The sequence below is a fragment of the Halobaculum saliterrae genome (assembly GCF_009831625.1).
Taxonomy (GTDB): domain Archaea; phylum Halobacteriota; class Halobacteria; order Halobacteriales; family Haloferacaceae; genus Halobaculum; species Halobaculum saliterrae.
Genome location: NZ_WUUS01000018.1, coordinates 1 through 17056, shown reverse-complemented (window position 1 = coordinate 17056; position 17056 = coordinate 1). Strand labels below are relative to the sequence as shown.

Annotated in this window: 15 protein-coding genes; 9 read left to right on the top strand and 6 right to left on the bottom strand. The window is 71.3% G+C overall.

The window, feature by feature from the left end:
- Positions 1-422 precede the first annotated feature (422 nt).
- Positions 423-1913 (top strand): aldehyde dehydrogenase family protein, encoded by a 1491-nt coding sequence (locus GRX01_RS18650; RefSeq protein ID WP_159671370.1) that lies wholly within the window; start codon positions 423-425, stop codon positions 1911-1913.
- 6 nt (positions 1914-1919) lie between these two features.
- Here the strand turns inward: GRX01_RS18650 and GRX01_RS18645 are convergent, their stop codons facing one another.
- From GRX01_RS18645 to GRX01_RS18620, 6 genes are all read right to left on the bottom strand, one after another.
- A complete protein-coding gene (locus GRX01_RS18645; RefSeq protein WP_159671367.1) occupies positions 1920-2855 on the bottom strand; it encodes an alpha/beta hydrolase in 936 nt (311 codons plus the stop codon).
- A 69-nt stretch (positions 2856-2924) separates the two neighbouring features.
- Entirely contained in the window at positions 2925-3986 is a 1062-nt protein-coding gene (locus GRX01_RS18640; protein ID WP_159671364.1) for a zinc-dependent alcohol dehydrogenase family protein, read from the bottom strand.
- A 125-nt stretch (positions 3987-4111) separates the two neighbouring features.
- A complete protein-coding gene (locus GRX01_RS18635) occupies positions 4112-6799 on the bottom strand; it encodes a PAS domain S-box protein (RefSeq protein WP_159671362.1) in 2688 nt (895 codons plus the stop codon).
- Between the two features lie 230 nt (positions 6800-7029).
- Positions 7030-7833 (bottom strand): creatininase family protein, encoded by an 804-nt coding sequence (locus tag GRX01_RS18630; protein ID WP_201289660.1) that lies wholly within the window; start codon positions 7831-7833, stop codon positions 7030-7032.
- Positions 7834-7887: 54 nt separating this feature from the next.
- On the bottom strand, positions 7888-9030 hold the full coding sequence (locus GRX01_RS18625) for a sensor histidine kinase (RefSeq protein WP_159671359.1): 1143 nt from the start codon (positions 9028-9030) through the stop codon (positions 7888-7890).
- 155 nt (positions 9031-9185) lie between these two features.
- A complete protein-coding gene (locus tag GRX01_RS18620) occupies positions 9186-10175 on the bottom strand; it encodes a hypothetical protein (RefSeq protein WP_159671356.1) in 990 nt (329 codons plus the stop codon).
- Between the two features lie 109 nt (positions 10176-10284).
- Here GRX01_RS18620 and GRX01_RS18615 point away from each other — a divergent pair, with 109 nt between their 5' ends.
- The 8 genes from GRX01_RS18615 to GRX01_RS18580 form a co-directional block, all read left to right on the top strand.
- Positions 10285-11364, top strand: coding sequence for an ABC transporter ATP-binding protein (locus GRX01_RS18615; protein ID WP_159671353.1), 1080 nt, complete (start codon positions 10285-10287; stop codon positions 11362-11364).
- Positions 11361-12191, top strand: coding sequence for an ABC transporter permease (locus GRX01_RS18610; RefSeq protein ID WP_321168208.1), 831 nt, complete (start codon positions 11361-11363; stop codon positions 12189-12191). The genes GRX01_RS18615 and GRX01_RS18610 overlap by 4 nt, the downstream gene beginning before the upstream one ends.
- 46 nt (positions 12192-12237) lie before the next feature.
- Positions 12238-12717 carry a DUF6684 family protein gene (locus tag GRX01_RS18605; protein WP_159671350.1) on the top strand — a complete coding sequence of 160 codons (480 nt, stop codon included), beginning with the start codon at positions 12238-12240 and terminating at the stop codon, positions 12715-12717.
- A gap of 27 nt (positions 12718-12744) precedes the next feature.
- Entirely contained in the window at positions 12745-13146 is a 402-nt protein-coding gene (locus GRX01_RS18600) for a glutaredoxin family protein (protein ID WP_394351405.1), read from the top strand.
- 333 nt (positions 13147-13479) lie between these two features.
- Positions 13480-14025 carry a response regulator gene (locus GRX01_RS18595; RefSeq protein ID WP_321168207.1) on the top strand — a complete coding sequence of 182 codons (546 nt, stop codon included), beginning with the start codon at positions 13480-13482 and terminating at the stop codon, positions 14023-14025.
- A 250-nt stretch (positions 14026-14275) separates the two neighbouring features.
- Positions 14276-15385 carry a zinc-binding alcohol dehydrogenase gene (locus tag GRX01_RS18590; protein WP_201289659.1) on the top strand — a complete coding sequence of 370 codons (1110 nt, stop codon included), beginning with the start codon at positions 14276-14278 and terminating at the stop codon, positions 15383-15385.
- A 109-nt stretch (positions 15386-15494) separates the two neighbouring features.
- A complete protein-coding gene (locus GRX01_RS18585; RefSeq protein ID WP_321168206.1) occupies positions 15495-16493 on the top strand; it encodes a DUF4129 domain-containing protein in 999 nt (332 codons plus the stop codon).
- Positions 16490-17056, top strand: a 567-nt coding sequence (locus GRX01_RS18580; protein WP_159671347.1) for a DUF7269 family protein, incomplete at its 3' end; no start/stop codon positions are given. The genes GRX01_RS18585 and GRX01_RS18580, both read left to right, overlap by 4 nt.

Genomic DNA, 17056 nt, shown 5'->3' with positions numbered 1-17056 from the left:
GGGCGCGGGCGGCGGCGCCTGCTGACCCGACCGCACGGCGCCGTCGCAGCGCGGGCGTCGCGTCGACGGGCCGGTCGGGCGCGCGTTCGTACATCCCGGCCGGTCGCCGTCGGCTAGCCCCGACCGGTGGCCCGCGATCCGTCCTCCCGCTCGCGACGAGGGATCCTCGCCGTCCCCGCCCCGACTGGAGCACGCCCAGTCGCCGGGTCGAGCCACCCGACACGGGCGGTATCGCGATCCGACCCGGCGGCGACGGGCGTGACTCCACTCACGCACGGGGGCACCTCCGACCGATCCTGTCGAGCACGAACCCGATGCCCCCACACTGTCCGTGCCCGACGGTTCACCCGGGTCGTTGGCACTCCGGTGGGAACTTCCACCGCCGTGGCGCTTTTCCTCTGTTCTACCATATGGTAAACCACATGGGACGCGACCTGTCGCTGGAGACGGACTGGAACGGTCTGTACATCGACGGCGAACGGCGGGAGGCGGCCGACGGCGAAACCATCGCCGTGGAGGACCCCTCGACGCGCGAGCGGATCGCCGAGGTTCCGAACGCGACACGTGCGGACGTGGACGACGCCTACGAGGCGGCCGCCGCGGCACAGGCGGAGTGGGCCGACGCACCGCCCGCCCGCCGGCAGGAGGTGATCGAGCAGTTCTCCGCCGCGCTCAGACGGCACCGCGAGGAGGTGATCGACCTGCTGGCCCACGAGGTGGGCGGCTCGCGAACGATGGGCGAGACGTCCATCCAGATCGCCTCGGACCACGCGGGGGAGGCGGCGACGCTCCCTCGCCGGATGAAGGGTGAGCACGTCGACTCGAACATCCCCGGCAAGGAGAACGTCGTCCAGCGGAACCCGAAGGGCGTCGTGACGGTGATCTCGCCGTGGAACTTCCCGCTGAACCTCTCGATGCGCGCGGTCGCACCCGCCATCGCCGCGGGCAACGCGGTGGTCCTCAAGCCCTCGACCAACTCCCCGATCACCGGCGGGCTGTTGTTCGCCGAACTGTTCGAGGAGACCGACCTCCCCGACGGCCTGATCAACGTCGTCACCGGACGCGGCTCCGACATCGGCGACCGCGTCGCCGGTCATCCCCACAGCGACGTGGTCGCGTTCACCGGGTCGACGGAGGTCGGCCGACGCGTCTCGGGCATCGCCGGGGAGAACCTCGCGATCCCCGCGATGGAGCTCGGGGGGAACAACGCGCACGTCGTCACGGGGGACGCCGACCTCGACCGCGCCATCGACGGGGCGGTCTTCGGCTCGTTCGTCCACCAGGGACAGGTGTGCATCTCGATCAACCGGCACATCGTCCACGAGTCCGTGTACGACGAGTACGTCGAGCGTCTAACCGCGCGTGCGGAGGAACTCCCGGTCGGGAGCGCCCACGAGGACGACACCGTCGTCGGGCCGATCATCGACGAGTCCCAGCGCGACGAGATGCTGGGATACGTCGAGGGGACGGTCGAGGCCGGCGCGACGCTCGAGACGGGCGGACACACCGTCGACATCGACGGTGTGGACGACTCGCTCGTGGTCGCACCAACCGTCCTCTCGGACGTGACGCCCGACATGCCCGCCGCGTGCAACGAGCACTTCGGGCCCATCGCGCCCGTCATTCCGTTCTCGGACGTCGACGAGGCCGTCGAGATCGCCAACGACACCGAGTACGGCCTCTCGGGGTCCGTCCACGCGGGGGACGTGGGGACCGGTATGGCCATCGCCGACCGGATCGAGACGGGGAACGTCCACGTGAACGACCAGCCGATCAACGACGAGGCGCACGTGCCGTTCAGCGGGATCGGCGCCTCGGGGGTCGGCACCTACAACAGCGACGCGTTCCTCTCGGAGATCACCGAGGAGAAGTGGATCTCCCTCCAGCACGAACCGCGCGAGTACCCGTTCTGAGGGCGCTCACCCGTCGGCGACCGCGTCCGCGATCTCGTCGGCGACCATCGCGATCGCCTCGTGGGTGCGATCGACGCCGCGCATCGTCATGAAGCCGTGAACCATGTCCTCGTAGTTCACGTACCGCGTGGCGACGCCGTCGCGGACGAGCTGTTCGGCGTACGCCCGGCCGCCGTCGCGAAGGGGGTCGAACCCCGCGGTGACGACGGTCGCCGGGGCGACGCCCGAGACGTCGCCCGCGTTCGTCGGGTCGGCGTACGGGTTGCGACGGTGGATGTCGCTCCCGTAGTAGCAGTCGCCGAACCACTCGATGTCGGCCTCGCTGAGCACGATCCCCCCGTGGTCGCGAACTGAGGGCTGGTCCGGGTCGACGCCGACGCCGGGGTACAGGAGCGTCTGGTGGGCGATCTCGGGTCCGTCGCCCTCGGCGGCCATGAGGGCGACGACGGCAGCGAGGTTCCCGCCGGCGGAGTCGCCCGCGACCGCGACGGTTCCGGTCCCACCGACGGCGTCCGGGTTCGCGGCCGCCCACTCGACGGCGGCCGCCGCGTCCTCGACGGCCGCGGGGAAGGGGTGCTCCGGGGCGAGACGGTAGTCGACGGAACAGACCGCGCAGCCGCTCTCCCTCGTGAGGTGGCGACACAGCCAGTCGTGCGTCCCGATGCTCCCGAGGACGAACCCGCCGCCGTGGAAGAACACGACGGTCGGGAACGGGCCGTCGCAGTCCGGGAGGTAGAGCCGGGCGTCGAGGTTCCCGTCGGGACCGGGGATCGTCCGGTCGACGACGGCGCCGACGCTCGGGGGGCTTCGGTTCTGTACCCAGGTGACGGGTCGAGTGAGGAGCCGGAGGAGCTTCAGCCCGTATCGGCTGTGTGGAAGGGGGAACCGATCCTGTCGCTCGACAGCCGCCCGGGCTTGGGGATCGATCTCGTCGGCGTGCATCGGGCCGACTTCACGGGGCCGACAGTAAACCACCTGTGGCCGGGGAACCGACCGCCCGACCGCTCCGACTCAGAACTCGTCGATCACCGGGATGCCGACGGTGCCGAAGTCGGTCATCGCGGACAGCTTGTCGTTCACGTCGTCCAGCGACACCGTCTCGCTGATGACGGCGCTGGGGTCGAGTTTGTCGCGGGCGACCATCCGGAAGATCTCGTCGTAGCTCGTCGGCGGCAGGCCCAGCGAGCCGACGAACTCGATCTCCTTCATGACCATCGCGTCCGTCGGGAGGCTCACCATCCCCTCGTCCTCGGACGTGGTGAGGCCGATCTGGACGTGCGTTCCCCGCGTGCCGAGGCTGAGAACCGAGTTGCGACACGTCTCGGCGATGCCGAGCGCGTCGACGGAGACGTGACAACCGCCGCCCGCGAGCGCCTGCACCGCCCCCGGAACGTCGTCGGCGTCGGCGGCGTTGACGGTCTCGGCGGCGCCGAGCTCCTCCGCCGTGGAGAGCTTGTCGTCGTCGAGGTCGACGGCGACGACGTTCGCCCCGAGGGCGTCGGCGACGTGGACCGCCGAGAGGCCGACCCCGCCGCAGCCGTGGACGGCGACCCAGTCGCCCGCCTCGACGGGCGCCCGATGTGCCAAGCCGTGGAAGGCCGTCATGAACCGGCAGCCCAGCCCCGCCATGTCGACGGAGCCCACGCCGTCGGGCAGGTGAACGAGGTTGTGGTCGGCCGCGGGGACGTGGACCAGCTCGGCGAAGGCGCCGGGGACCGGCTCGACGAACCCCAGCGGCATGGGATTCTCGCAGGTGTTCCCGTGGCCGGTCCGGCACTGCATACAGGTGCCGTCGCCGAGGTTGAACGGGACGGCGACGTGGTCGCCCTCGGCGAAGTTCGTCACGTCCTCGCCGACCGCGGTGACGCGCCCCGCCGGCTCGTGACCGAGGATCTGCCCCGGCTGTGGCTGGATGCCCAGCCAGTCCCAGTCGCCCTGCCAGCCGTGCCAGTCGGACCGGCAGATACCGCACGCCTCGACCTCGACGACCACGCCCTTCGGCTCCGGATCCGGGTCGTCGACCTCGGTCACGTCGAGCGGTTCCCCGTGTTCGCGCAGGACTGCTGCTCGCATACCACGCGATCGTTGACCACGTTTGACATAACTGTTCGTGTCGGTTCCGGGGGCCGGTCGCGGGCGGCGTAGCTGGCGGATCGTGGATCAGTCGCGGGCGGCGCACGCCAGCGGATCGCCCCGCCTTACGTGGTCGGCAGATCGAGCGCGATCGTCGTCCCGTCCTCGTCGGCCGACATCAGCCGAAGGTCGCCGCCGTGCATGTCGGAGACCCACTTCACCAGCCACAGCCCCAACCCCGACGCGTGTTGGAGCTGCGTTATCTCACGGTCGCCGGCGACGACCGACCACTCCGCGTCCGGGATCCCCGGCCCGTCGTCGGCGACCGTGATCCGGACCGTCTCCGCGTCCAGATCCGTCACTCGGATCTCGACCGTCGACCCCGGCTCCGGCGTGCCGAACTCGACGGCGTTGTCGAGCAGTTCCGTGACGGCCCGGTGGGCCGCGCCGTCGTACGGCACGGGACCGTCGACCTCGACGTCGATCCGAACGTCCGTCTCCGGCGCCATCGACCCGGCGAGCCGACGGAGCCGTTCCTCGACCACCGCCGCGGGCACGGAGCCGCCCGCACCGTCGCCGTCGCTGTCGCGGAGCGTTCGCTGGATCGCCTGTGCCGTCTCGCTCGTCTCGATGAGCGAACTGCTCGCCTCCTCGATCGCCTCGGCGTGTTCCGCCGCGTCCGCGAGGTCGTCCGCCGTTCGGACCAGCCCCGCCCGCCCGAGGATCACGTTCGTCTGGTTTCGGAGGTTGTGACGCAAGAGTCGGTGGAGCACCCGCAGGTGGGTCTCCTGCTGTTTGACCTCCGTGACGTCGGTCAGCACGACGAACGCCCGCGCGACGCCGTCGTCGCGGTAGGGGACGTTCCGGAACAGGTACGAGCGGCGGCCGCGGGGCGTCTGCACGTCGACCTCCCGCTCGACCGTCCCCTCGGCGCCGCCGAGTTCCGCGAGGGCGTCGGCGACCGGTTCGGGGATCGACGCTCGGGCCGCGGACAGCGGCGCGTCCCGGAGGGTCGAGGCGTCGACGTCGGTCATGGCGACGAAGCGGTCGTTGACCGCGCGGATCGTCGCCTCGTCCCCGTCGAAGCTCAGCTCCACCAGGGGATCGGTGAGCGTCTCGAACAGCTCGGTGAACCGGCGGCGCTGTCGCGAGGCCTCCGCCCTCGCCGTCCGAAGCTCGCGGATGTCCTGGACCGTCCCGACGACGCCGTCGGCGCCGACGCCGTCGATCGGCGAGACGGTTATCCGCGCGGGAACCGCCTCGCCGTCGCGGGCGACCAGCTCGGTCTCCGTCGCGATCGACATGGCGCCGTCCGTCGGCCTGAGGAACTCGTCGGCGACCGCGTCGTCCGAGAGCACGTCGGCGACGTGTGTTCCCACGAGCTCCGACCGGGTCGTCCCGAGCATCGTCGCGAGCGAGTCGGTGACGATCGTGAACTCGCCCTCCCCGTCCAGCGTGAACAGCATGTCGTCGGCGGCCTCCACGGCGGCCTGGTACCGGCGACGCTCCCGGTCCTGTTCGACGCGGTCGAACACCGACCCCGCGGTCGCCGCGAGCAGTTCGAGGAACTGCTGTCCGTCGCTCGAGAACGCCCCGTCGCCGCGATGGCCGACGCTCAGGGTGCGACTGTCGCCGATCGGAACGTACGTCGCCCTCCCGGCCGGGTCGCCGTCGATGTGGTCGAGGTCGTCGGTCCTGACGGTGCGGTTCTCGGTGAACGCCGTCCCGACGGGTCCCTCGTCGGCGTCGTATCGCGGACGGTCTCCCAGCCGTTCGCGGACGGCGTCGGGAACCGCGACCGGAACGAGCGCGCCCGTCTCCGGGTCGTGCTCCCGGACGACGGCGCTCTCGGCCTCGATCGTGTTCATCGCGACGTCGACGACGCGCTCGGCGACGCCCGCGGTCGTCGCCTCCCCGACCATCCCCTGTGTCGCTCGCAGGAGGTTGTTCAAGATTCGTTCCCGCCGCCGCTGGCGGCTCACGTCGCGGAGCGTCCCGACCGTGCCGGAGAACGAGCCGTCCTCGCGGGGTCTGAGCGTCATCCGGTCCGTGCAGGGGACCCGCCGGCCGTCCTCCCTGACGAGTTCGACGTCGAGCTTCGCGATCGACAGCTCGCCGTCCTCGCTCTCGCCGTAGTCCCTGAGGAGGTCCCGGAGCGCCTCCTCCGCCTCCTCGACCGTCTCGTCGTCCTTGATCCGGTGCACCGACGACCCCAGCAGCTCCTCCCGGTCGTACCCCGTCATCTCGCACAGCGCGTCGTTGACGAACGTGAACCGCCCCTCCTCGTCGAGGATGTACACTGCGTCGCCGACGGTCTTGACGAGGTACTCGTAGAGGGCGGGGTCGTGTCCACCGCCACTCAGCGGTTCGCTCCCCTCGTCCTCCGGTTCACGTTCGAGCGCCACCGGCGGCTCGCCGTCGCGGTCCCTCGTCGCCTCCTCGGGCGCCGAGAGCCGCTTTAGCTTCGCCGCGAGCAGGTCGATGTCCTCGCCCGGCTCCCAGACGATCGCGTCCGTGGCGCCAGCGTCGATGGCCGCTCCGGCGACCCCCGGATCCGGCGTCACCCAGATCACCGATCGGTCGACGCCCGCCGGGATCGGGTCGGCCTCGGTCGCGAAGACCACGGCGGGCGCGTCGGCCCCCTCGGCCGTGTCGGCGCCCAGCTCGTCGAGCCCGCGGAGGGCGGCGAGCGCGACGCCGGCGTCAGCCGAGATGCGGTCCACCGTCGCCTCGAGCTCGTTCCGCCGGTCCCCGAACCCGTCCCCGTAGTACGGAGTGACGGGGGACGCCGCGGTACGGGATCGGTTCTTCATTCGGTGTATCGACGGTTCGCCGGCACTTGAGAGTTCGTATACCCGAGCTCCTTCGAGCCGGCGCCAGCGGTCCTTCGAGGACGTCCCGATCCGGATCGCCGGGTCCGCTCCCGTCTCCATCCGCGGGTGGTTCGACCATCCAGAACGGACGAGCCGGCACCGCGGCGATACGACCGTCTCTGCCGAGACCGCGGCGTGGATCGCGGAGGACGGCGCCGCCGGACGGACGATCAGCTGTCGACCGAGTCGCCGTCGTCGAGTCCGGCGAGCGCGTCCACGAGCTGCGTGACGTCGTTCACCACGTCCTCGACCATCGCCTCGCCCTTCTCGCGGGTGGCGACGGTCGCGTCGCCGAGGTTGCCGGTGTCGGTCAGGTCGTCCATCCGGTCCGCCGAGAGCGCCCAGCCGACGCGGTTGTCGCCGTAGGCGTCGTAGTCGGTCATCGGGAGCGCGTCGTCGGGCGGGTCGACCGACTCCGCGCGGTCCATGTCGACGAGGTCCGGGAACAGTTCGAGCATCATGCTGGTCTCGAACTCGGAGGCGTGAAACGACACCTCGCTCGTCCGTACCGCCGTCGCGGCGTCCTCGAACCCCGAGACGAGGGGGACGTGGAACGCCCGCATGTCGTGTTCGGTCGTGAGCTCGCGCACGACCACGTCGAGCTCCGGGTCCTGGACGAGGTAGTGGCCGTTGACCAGCAGGACGTTCTCGACGCCCCAGTCGCCCGCGGACACGCAGACGTCACGGACGTAGTGCTGGAACGTCTCGCTCCGGACGGTGAACGTGCCGGGCTTGAACGTGTGGTGCGGGCTGACGCCGTACCAGATGGGGGGCGCGAGCAGACAGCCCGTCCGTCGGGCCACGCGCTCGGCGACGGCCTCGGGCATGTACACGTCGACGCCGAGGGGCATGTGGAGGCCGTGCTGTTCGGTGCTGCCGACCGGCAGGAGCATCGTCCGCGTCTCCTCCAGGGCCGCCTCGACCTCCCGCCAGGTCATGTCCGCGAGTCGATGGACGTCGTCCGTCGCGACCATGCGGGATCGACTCTCGGCGATCGCCTTAGTGTCGGGTATCGACGGCGATGCCGGTCACTCGACGCCCGATATCTCGAACCGCGCTCCGCCGCCGTCGCTCTCGGTCACTGCCACGTCCCAGCCGTGGGCGTCGGCGATCTGCGTGACGATCGTGAGTCCGAAGCCCGTCCCGTCCTCCGCCGTCGAGTAGCCGTGATCGAGTATTCGTTCCCGCTCGGCCTCCGGGATCCCCGGACCGTCGTCCTCGACGAAGAAGCCCGACCCGTCGGACAACTCACCGACGCGGATGGTCACGTCGTCGCCGCCGTGTTCGATCGCGTTCCGAAAGAGGTTCTCGAACAGCTGCTGAAGCCGGCTCCCGTCGGCGGTGATCCGGCGGTCGATCTCCACCGTCAGCGTCGCTTCCTCGCTCGCGACGAACGACCAGCAGTCGTTCGCTATCTCGCCCACGTCGACGGACTCCGTCTCGGCGATCGACTCGCCCTCCCGTGCCAGCACCAGCAGGTCCTCGATCAGCGACTCCATTCGGTCGAGCGCGTTTCGACTCCGTTCGAAGTGCTCCGGGTCCCCGGTCTGCTCCGCGAGGTTCAGATAGCCCTGGACCACGCTGAGCGGATTCCGGAGGTCGTGTGAGACGACCCGGGTGAACTCCTCCAACTGGTCGCGCTGTCGCTCGATCCGCTCGGTCGCCTGCTTCTGGAAGAGCTCGTAGCTCACCCACTCGGCCATCAGTTCCACGAACGTCGACTCCGGCTCGGTGAAGGGGTCCTCCCGCGGCTCGGTGTCGGCGAAGCAGAACGTCCCGTAGACCTCGTCGTCGACGATCACCTTGGCCCCGATGTACGACTCCAGCCCGAACTGCTCGTACGCGGAGTCGTTCTCCCATCCCTCGACCTCGGCGTGCTGGACGGTGAGCGAGCCGTCGTGTGAGAGCGTCCGTCGGCAGTACGTCTTCTCGAGGGGACACGACTCTCCCGGCTGCAACAGCGGGTGATCGCCGCTGGCGTTGACGATGTACTGTTCGTCCTCGGAGATCTCCGTGAGGAACCCGGCTTGTACCCCGAGATACGCCCGCCCGAGCTCCAACAGGTCCGACACCTTCGTCTCGAAGGACCGCTCGTAGTCGGCGGTGATGCGGTACATCCGCCGGATCGCGCCCAGATCGGAGATGTCCTCTCGGCCGGGCGTCTCGTTCATCGTGTACGATCACCGCCACAGGACGTATAATATTGGCTGTGCTTCCCCCGATATCGATACTCGTTCCGGCGTGGCGCTCCGCCGATCGTCGAGCGGACGCGAGGGTGGACGCCCTGAACACGTCCCGGCTGCGGTTTCCGTCCTGCTCGCGACGGTCACTCGCCGGCGGGCTCCTCGACGCGGGTTCGGGCGCCCCCACCGCGGTGCAACGCCAGTCGAACCGCGGCGGCGACGCCGACGACCAGGAACACGTCGCCGACCGGCGTCAGCAACGGGCCCGTGGGATCCCAGAGATCGAACGGGCGGGCGGAACGGAGGAGCGCGGGCAACGCCTCCGTCGTCGACTGCACCCCCACGATGACGGCGATGCCCTTGGCGAGGTCGCGCGGGCGAACGCGAGATCCGGTGACGAACGCCACCGCGAGGAGGAACGACGCCTCGAACAGCCACTCGACCGGGAACTGCGACGCCGGGATCCCCACGTTCCGGACCCAGACTCCCGAGACCGTGACGGAGATCGAGCCGCCCGCCCCCGAACGTGCTGCCGCCCGAAGCAGGTCCCCGATCCCGCTCGCCGCCACGAGGCCGCCTGCGCCGACGATCGCTCCCGCCCCCGCCGCCACGAGTCCCCGTTGAACTGACAGGCCCGGGCCGAGGGAATGCCCGGTGACGTTGGCGAACAGCGGGTGTTGGTCGGCACCCTCGGCGGCCGCGGCGAGCCGGTCGTAGCCGCCGTGACGCGCGATCCAGACGGCGACGGCGATCGCGAGGAGGCTCGCGACGGTCGGCAGCGGGACGGCGAGCACGACGGGGCCGATCGAGCCCGGGAAGCCGGACACCAGCGCTCCGCCGAGGGTCGTGACGAGACCCACCCCGTACACGAGGGCCGCCCCGCCGGCGACGACGCGCGGGGAGGGTCGAGCGACGACGCAGACGACGGCCAACAGGAACGGGGCGAACGTCGCGGCGGCCACGACGGTCTCGATCGCGACGGCGGCGACGATCCCGACGGGCCCCGGGAGCGCACGCCCCGTCAGGGACAGCCGAAGCCAGCCGAACGCGACGAGCGCGAGCGCGACCAGCGATCCCGATCCGAGCGCGGCACCGAGGGCTCGACGACCGTTGAGTTCGTGGTGGAGGGCCATGTCCGCAGGTCAGACAGAGCCGAAGTAAGACTTCTGCCAGATACGCCGAGTCGCCAGCGGGGACACCGTTGCCCCACCCCTTATCCGGCGTGCACGACTACCTCCGTCAATGACACCGACACCGAACGGCCGCACCCCCGACCCGTCGGGGACGCCCGCGTTGGCCGTTCAGGGGCTCTCCAAGCGGTTCGGCTCCGGGGACGACGCGGTCACCGCGGTCGACGACGTCTCGTTCGCGATCGAACGCGGGTCCGTCGTCGGCCTGCTCGGTCCCAACGGCGCGGGGAAGACGACGCTGATCAAGTCGATCCTCGGAACCGTCATCCCGGACGAGGGGACGGTCCGCGTCCTCGGCCGGGATGCGACCGACGGGCGACGCGCCGCATACGCGAACGTCGACGCGATGCTGGAGGGCGCGCGCAACGACTACTGGCGGCTGACGGTCCGGGAGAACCTCCGGTACTTCGCGACGATCGGCGGGATCGCCCCCGACTCGGTCGCCGACCGCCACGACCGCCTGCTCGACCGGCTCGACCTGGCCGACAGGGCCGACACGCCAGTTCGCGAGCTGTCGCGGGGAATGAAACAGAAGGTGTCGCTGGCGAGCGTGCTCGCGGGCGGGGCGGAGCTGGTGTTCCTCGACGAGCCGACGCTGGGGCTCGACGTGGAGGGGTCGCGGACGCTGCGTCGGGAGATCCGCCGGCTCGCCGAGGAGGAGGACCTCACGGTCGTCGTGAGCAGTCACGACATGCGGGTGATCGAGGACGTCTGCGACCGCGTGATCGTCATGTCGGAGGGGTCGATCGTCGCCGACGACGCGGTTGAGCGACTGCTCGGCACGGTGGACGAGTACCGCGTGCGCGTCGCGAGCGACGACCTCACGCCGGCGACGGTCGACGACCTGCGCGGCCGGTTTGACGTCGCCGACGCGGACTCGGGGGCGGACCCGCCGTCCCTGGAGGTCGTCACCGACGGCGACGCGGTGTACGATCTCTTCGACGCGCTGCGGGCCGCCGGCGTGACGCTCGACCGCGTCGAGACGGTCGAGCCGACCCTCGAGGACGTGTTCGTCCGCCTGACCGGCGACCGTGGCGCGACGGAACCGACCCCGTCCGCGGCGGGGCGGGAGCCCGGCGGGGCGACGAACCGGCCCGCGGCCGCGGTCGGTGACGAGGGGGGTGCACAGTGACCGCCGCGAACACCGGCGCCGACGACGGCGCCGCCGCCGGCGACGACCCGCGGCCGGCGACGTACCTCGATCTCGCTCGGGCGGTGCTGTACCGTGAGTTCCTGATCTTCGTCCGGTATCCGGCGAACGCGATCGGCGGGATCGTCATCTCGCTGGTGTTCTTCGGGCTGCTGTTCTTCGGGGGCCGGCTGCTTGCGGGGCAGGCGCTCGCCGACTCGCTGTCGGGGATCGTCGTCGGCTACTTCCTGTGGACGCTCGCGGTCGGCGCGTACTCGTCGGTGTCCAACGACATCGCCAGCGAGGTGCAGTGGGGGACGTTGGAGCGGCACGTCACCACCCCGTTCGGCTTCGCGCCGGTCGCGCTGCTGAAGGGCGTCGCCAAGGTGATCCGGACGTTCCTCACCTCGGCGGTCGTGCTCGCGGTGATGCTCCTCGCGACGGGCACGACGCTGCAGATCGCGCCCGTGACGGTCGTCGTCGTCGCGGGGCTGGCGATCGCCTCCGTGCTCGGACTGGGCTTCGCCGCCGGCGGCGTCACCGTTCTCTACAAGCGGGTCGGCAACTGGCTGAACCTCCTGCAGTTCGGCTTCGTCGTGCTCGTCTCCGCCCCGGTGCTCGACCAGCCGTGGCTGCGGGCGCTGCCGCTGGCCCACGGGAGCGCGATGCTCCAGCGGGCGATGGTCGACGGCGTCCGCCTGTGGGAGTTCCCGGTCGCCGACCTCGCGCTGCTCGTCGCCGTCGCCGCGGGCTACCTCGCGGGCGGCTATGTCGTCTTCCACTACGGGACGCGGCGGGCGCGCCGGCTCGGCGTGCTCGGCGACTACTGACCGGGCGCAACGTTCAGGCCCGCCCGGCCACTCGGTACGGGCACCCGTGGCGCCCGACTCCGATGCCCGCCCCGACGCCGACGCCGACGCTGACGCCCCGGACGCGGCCGACGACGACGGGACGGAGACCTCAGGAAGCGTGTTCTCCGGCCGGACGCTCTCGGACCTGACGGTGAACGCGGTCCCGGTCGCGATGCTCGTCGCGTTCGTCGTCGGGTTCGGCGTGCTCGCCCCCGGCGACCTCGACTCGGACCCGCTGCTCGGCTTCCACGCCGCGCTGATCGCGGGCGTCGTCCTCGTCAGCGCCGTCGCCGCTCGGGCCGTAGTCCGCGCCGGCGGCGAGCTCGACGGCGAACGGGAGGTCCGACTGTACGAGACCGACGACCGCAACGATGCCGACGGCTCCGGCGACGCGGATACCGACGGCTCCGGCGACCGCGACGACTCGGAGGCCGGTCCCGAACCCGCCGATCCCGGCGGTGCAGCCGAGGGTCCCGACGACGAGCGCCCCCGGCGCAACCCCTAACATGGTCGGGACGGTACGGACGGTACTGTGACTTTCGACCCGACCGATCAGGGGATCGACGCCGAGGAGGCGCACGAGCGCACGACCGACGCGATCGCCGACAACGAGGTGGTGTTGTTCATGAAGGGGAACGCCCGGATGCCCCAGTGCGGCTACTCGAAGCGCGCGGTCGGACTGATCAGCCGGTACCGCGACGACGTGGCGACGGTGGACACGCTGAAGAACCTCGACGCCTTCCGCGAGGCCCTGGAGGCCGAGAGCGGCTGGGAGACGATCCCGCAGACGTTCGTCGACGGCGAGTTCGTCGGCGGCAGCGACGTCCTCGCGGAGCTGGAGGAGCGGGGCGAACTCGCGGAGACGCTCAACGCCGAGGGGGGCGCGGTCGCGTCCGGCTCACCCGACGGCGCGGATCCCGAGGCGCCGTTCTAGCGGTATCTCGGTCCCGTTTTACGCCTGTTCGTCCGTTCGGCCGGTTACATGGTCGGCCCGCTCGTCGCCCCAGCGGCGGCTGTGATGACGCCACTCCACCGGCGCTGATACACCACAAGGCGCGATACGAAATCGCCGAACACGGCCACCCCACCGCCGGAGTTGCGTCCGCGATCGCTGACACACCCGGCCTCCGTCGGGCCTTCTCCGGAGGACAGGCCATGAACATATCATAATCGATATCTCGACGGATGGCTATTTGTGTGGGCGGCAAGCCAGCTACCGTATGGTCCCGGAAACGACAGATCTGACCCGAGGAGGATCGAGGACGCCGTGAGCGACGACGGGAGCACGACCGTCCTCCTCGTCGACGACGAGTCGGCGCTGGTGTCGCTGTACAGCGCCTATCTCGAGGGGCGATACGAGGTCAGGACGGCGACCGACGGGGAGGAGGCGCTGTCGATCGCCGACGAGTCGGTGGACGTGGCGCTGCTGGACCGCCGGATGCCCGGGATGAACGGCAGGGAGGTGCTCCGGGAGCTTCGCGCCGCCGAGATCGGCTGCCGCGTCGCGATGCTCACCGCGGTCGAGCCCACGACCGATATCGTCGACATGCCGTTCGACGACTACCGAACGAAGCCGGTCGAGGAGTCCGAGCTGATCGGGCTCGTCGAGGTGTTGGTCGAGCGGGCCTCCTACGACGAGCGCAGCCAGGAGTTCTTCGCGCTCGCGTCGAAGAAGGCGGCCCTGGAGGTCGCCGGCGAGACGTCGACGGACGCGTACGAGGCGCTGTGCGAGGACATCGAGTCGGTGCGTACCGACCTCGACGGCCACCTCGACGCGGTCGGCGCGGAGGCGGCGTTCAGCGACCTCGCGTGACCCCGGCGTCCCGGCCGGGATCCGGACGACCGGGCGTCCGCCGGCCGCCCCCCGACTCGACGCGTCCGGCGGGGTGAGCGCCTGCGGCGTCGTCCCGGACGCGTCCGGCGATCCCGACCGAGCAATTATGTCGATATGGCCCGTGGTACCGGAGATGACAGCTCATGACGCAGGACGGGGCGCGTTCCGCGGGAACGCGTCCGTCGGTCCCGCCCGCAGCACCCCGGCCGCATCGAGGGCGTGGTGACCCGTGTCGGGACGGACCGTGTACTTCACCGGCCCCCGCGAGGTGGCGGTGCGCGACACGAGCGTGTCCGACCCGGGACCCGGCGAACTCGTCGTCGAGGCCACGGTGTCGGCGATCAGCCCCGGAACGGAGCTGCTGTTGTACCGCGGCGAGATGAACCCGGAGACCGTCGTCGACGAGACGCTCCCGTCGCTGTCGGGCTCGTTCTCGTACCCGTTCCCGTACGGGTACGCCACCGTCGGCACCGTGACCGCCGTCGGCCCGGAGGTGGACCCGGCGTGGCGCGGCGAGACGGTGCTCGCGTTTCACCCGCACGCCAGCAGGTTCGTCGTCGGCGTCGACGAGGTCAGTCGCGTGCCCGACGGCGTCCCGCCCGAGCGGGCCGTGTTCCTCCCGAACGTCGAGACGGCGGTGACGCTGACGCTCGACGGCGAGCCCGCGATCGGGGAGCGAGCGGTCGTGTTCGGACAGGGAGTCATCGGACTGCTCACGACGGCGCTGCTGTCGTCGTTCCCGCTTTCGGAGTTGGTGACCGTCGACCCGCTCGCCAGCCGACGTGACCGCTCGGAGGCGATGGGAGCCGACCGGAGCGTCGATCCGGACGCCGTCGACCCCGCGTCCCTGTTCGCGGACGGGTCGGGAAGCGGCGGAACGGGCGGCCCGTCCGCAAGCCAGCCGTCGAGCTCTGTGACGGCGACGCCGCAGAGCGGGGCGGACGACCGCGACGAGTCGCGCTGGCCCGGTCGCGCCGATCTGACCTACGAGCTGTCGGGCGACCCGGCGGCGCTCGACGACGCCGTCGACGCCACGGGGTACGACGGCCGCGTCGTCGTCGGGTCGTGGTACGGCATCAAGCCGACGGAGCTGTCGCTCGACGGGCGATTCCACCGCAGCCGGATCGACATCCGCGCCAGTCAGGTGAGCACGCTCGCGCCCGAGCGTCGCGGACGGTGGACGGTCGGGCGCCGCCTCGCGACCGCGTGGCGCCGACTGCGGGAGATCGAGACCGACCGACTCGTCACCCACCGGCTCCCGGTGACGGAGGCGCCCGACGCGTACGAGCTGCTCGACCGTCGGCCGGCGGAGGCGGTGCAGGTGTTGTTGACGTACTGAGGGGCCCGACCTCCTCACTGTCCTGCGGTCCGTTCGGCGACACTCGGTCGGCGGTTGCCCCGCCCGCGTCGAAATCTCTTAACGGGGGCACGCGCTACCGGACCACAACGTGGACAGACGCACGTTGGTCACCGCGGCGTTGGCCCTCCTCGCGGTGCTCGCGCTCGGCGTCGCCGCCGCGACGCTGGACTCGGCGACGACGAGCGCCGCCGGCGGGCTCGGGGCCGGCACCGAACCGAACGACGCGGGCGTCGGCGCGGACAGCGACGGCGCCGTCGACCTCGGGGGCGACGAGCCCTCCGAGGCGGCTCGGGTACAGCTGAACGTCTGCGTCGAGTTCCTCACGCAGCCGGGGATACAGCTCGCCCTCCTCGTCGGCGTCGGACTGTTCCTCGCGTCGATGTACCGGACGACCCGGTCGTGGTTCATCAGCGGCCTGTTCGTCGCGTCGGCGCTGTTCCCGCTGGGCGTGCTGTACCTCGCGCTCGTCTCGTGCGGGTCGAGCCCGACGGCCGTCGCCATCGGCGCGACCGAGTCGGTCGCCGAGAACGCCTCGCTGCTCCCCGCCGGCGGGGGGTCCTCGGGCGCCAACGCGGCCGGCGAGGCGCTCTCGGCGCCGACGGCCCTCGTCGGACTGCTGTTGGTCGTCGCGATCCTCGGGAGCGTCCTCCTGCTGTTCGTCTCCACCGGCGACGACGAGGACGAACTCGCCGGGGAGGCGCCGGAGCCGCCCGCCCCCGAGCGCCGGCAGGCGGTCGGCGCCCGGGCGGGGGAGGCCGCCGACCGGCTGGAGTCCGACGCCGACCTAGAGAACGAGGTGTATCGCGCGTGGCGCGAGATGACGGGCGCGCTGGCGGTCGACAACCCCCGGTCGACGACGCCCGCGGAGTTCGCTGCCGCCGCCGTCGACGCCGGGATGGCTCGCGAGGACGTGACCACGCTCACCGAGGCGTTCGAGGCGGTGCGCTACGGCGACGAGCCGGCGACCGCCGAGCGCGAACGCGAGGCCGTCGCCGCGCTGCGGCGGATCGAGGAGACGTACGCCGACGGGAAGTCGCCGGAGGCTGACTCCCCCGACGATCGAACTCGGGGAGGTGACGGCGAATGAGAGCCGCCGCCGCGGTCGGCGTCGCCGCCGTCGCGTTCGGCTTCGTGGTCGTCGCCCAGCGGGGGCTCGCGGGGCTGTTCGACCTGACGTACGTGTTCGTCACCGGCGCCGGCGTGCTCGCGCTCGTCCAGGGGCTCCGATACGCCAACGACGCGCGGACGGCCGATCACCGCGCGATCGAGACGGGGGATCCGGAGGACCGCTACGAGGTCCCCGTCCCCGGCCACGCCGACGACGAACTGATCACCCGACGGGGCTACTCCCGGGCCAGCATCAAGCGCCGCCGGGAGTTTCACCGGCACCTCCGCCGGGTCGCGGAGGAGACGCTGCGCGCCCGCGGCGACTACGGCGACGGCGAGGTCTCTGCCGCCGTCGCCGACGGCGGCTGGACGGACGACCCCGTCGCCGCGTGGTTCCTCGGCTCGGACGTGCCGCCGCCGCCCGGCGCGCGCCTGCGGCGGCTGCTCGGCGCGGACGCGGAGTTCCGGTACGGGGTCGTCCACGCCGTCGACGCGCTGTCGGCCGCCAGAGCGGACGTCGACGGCCTCGCGGTCGGCGACGCC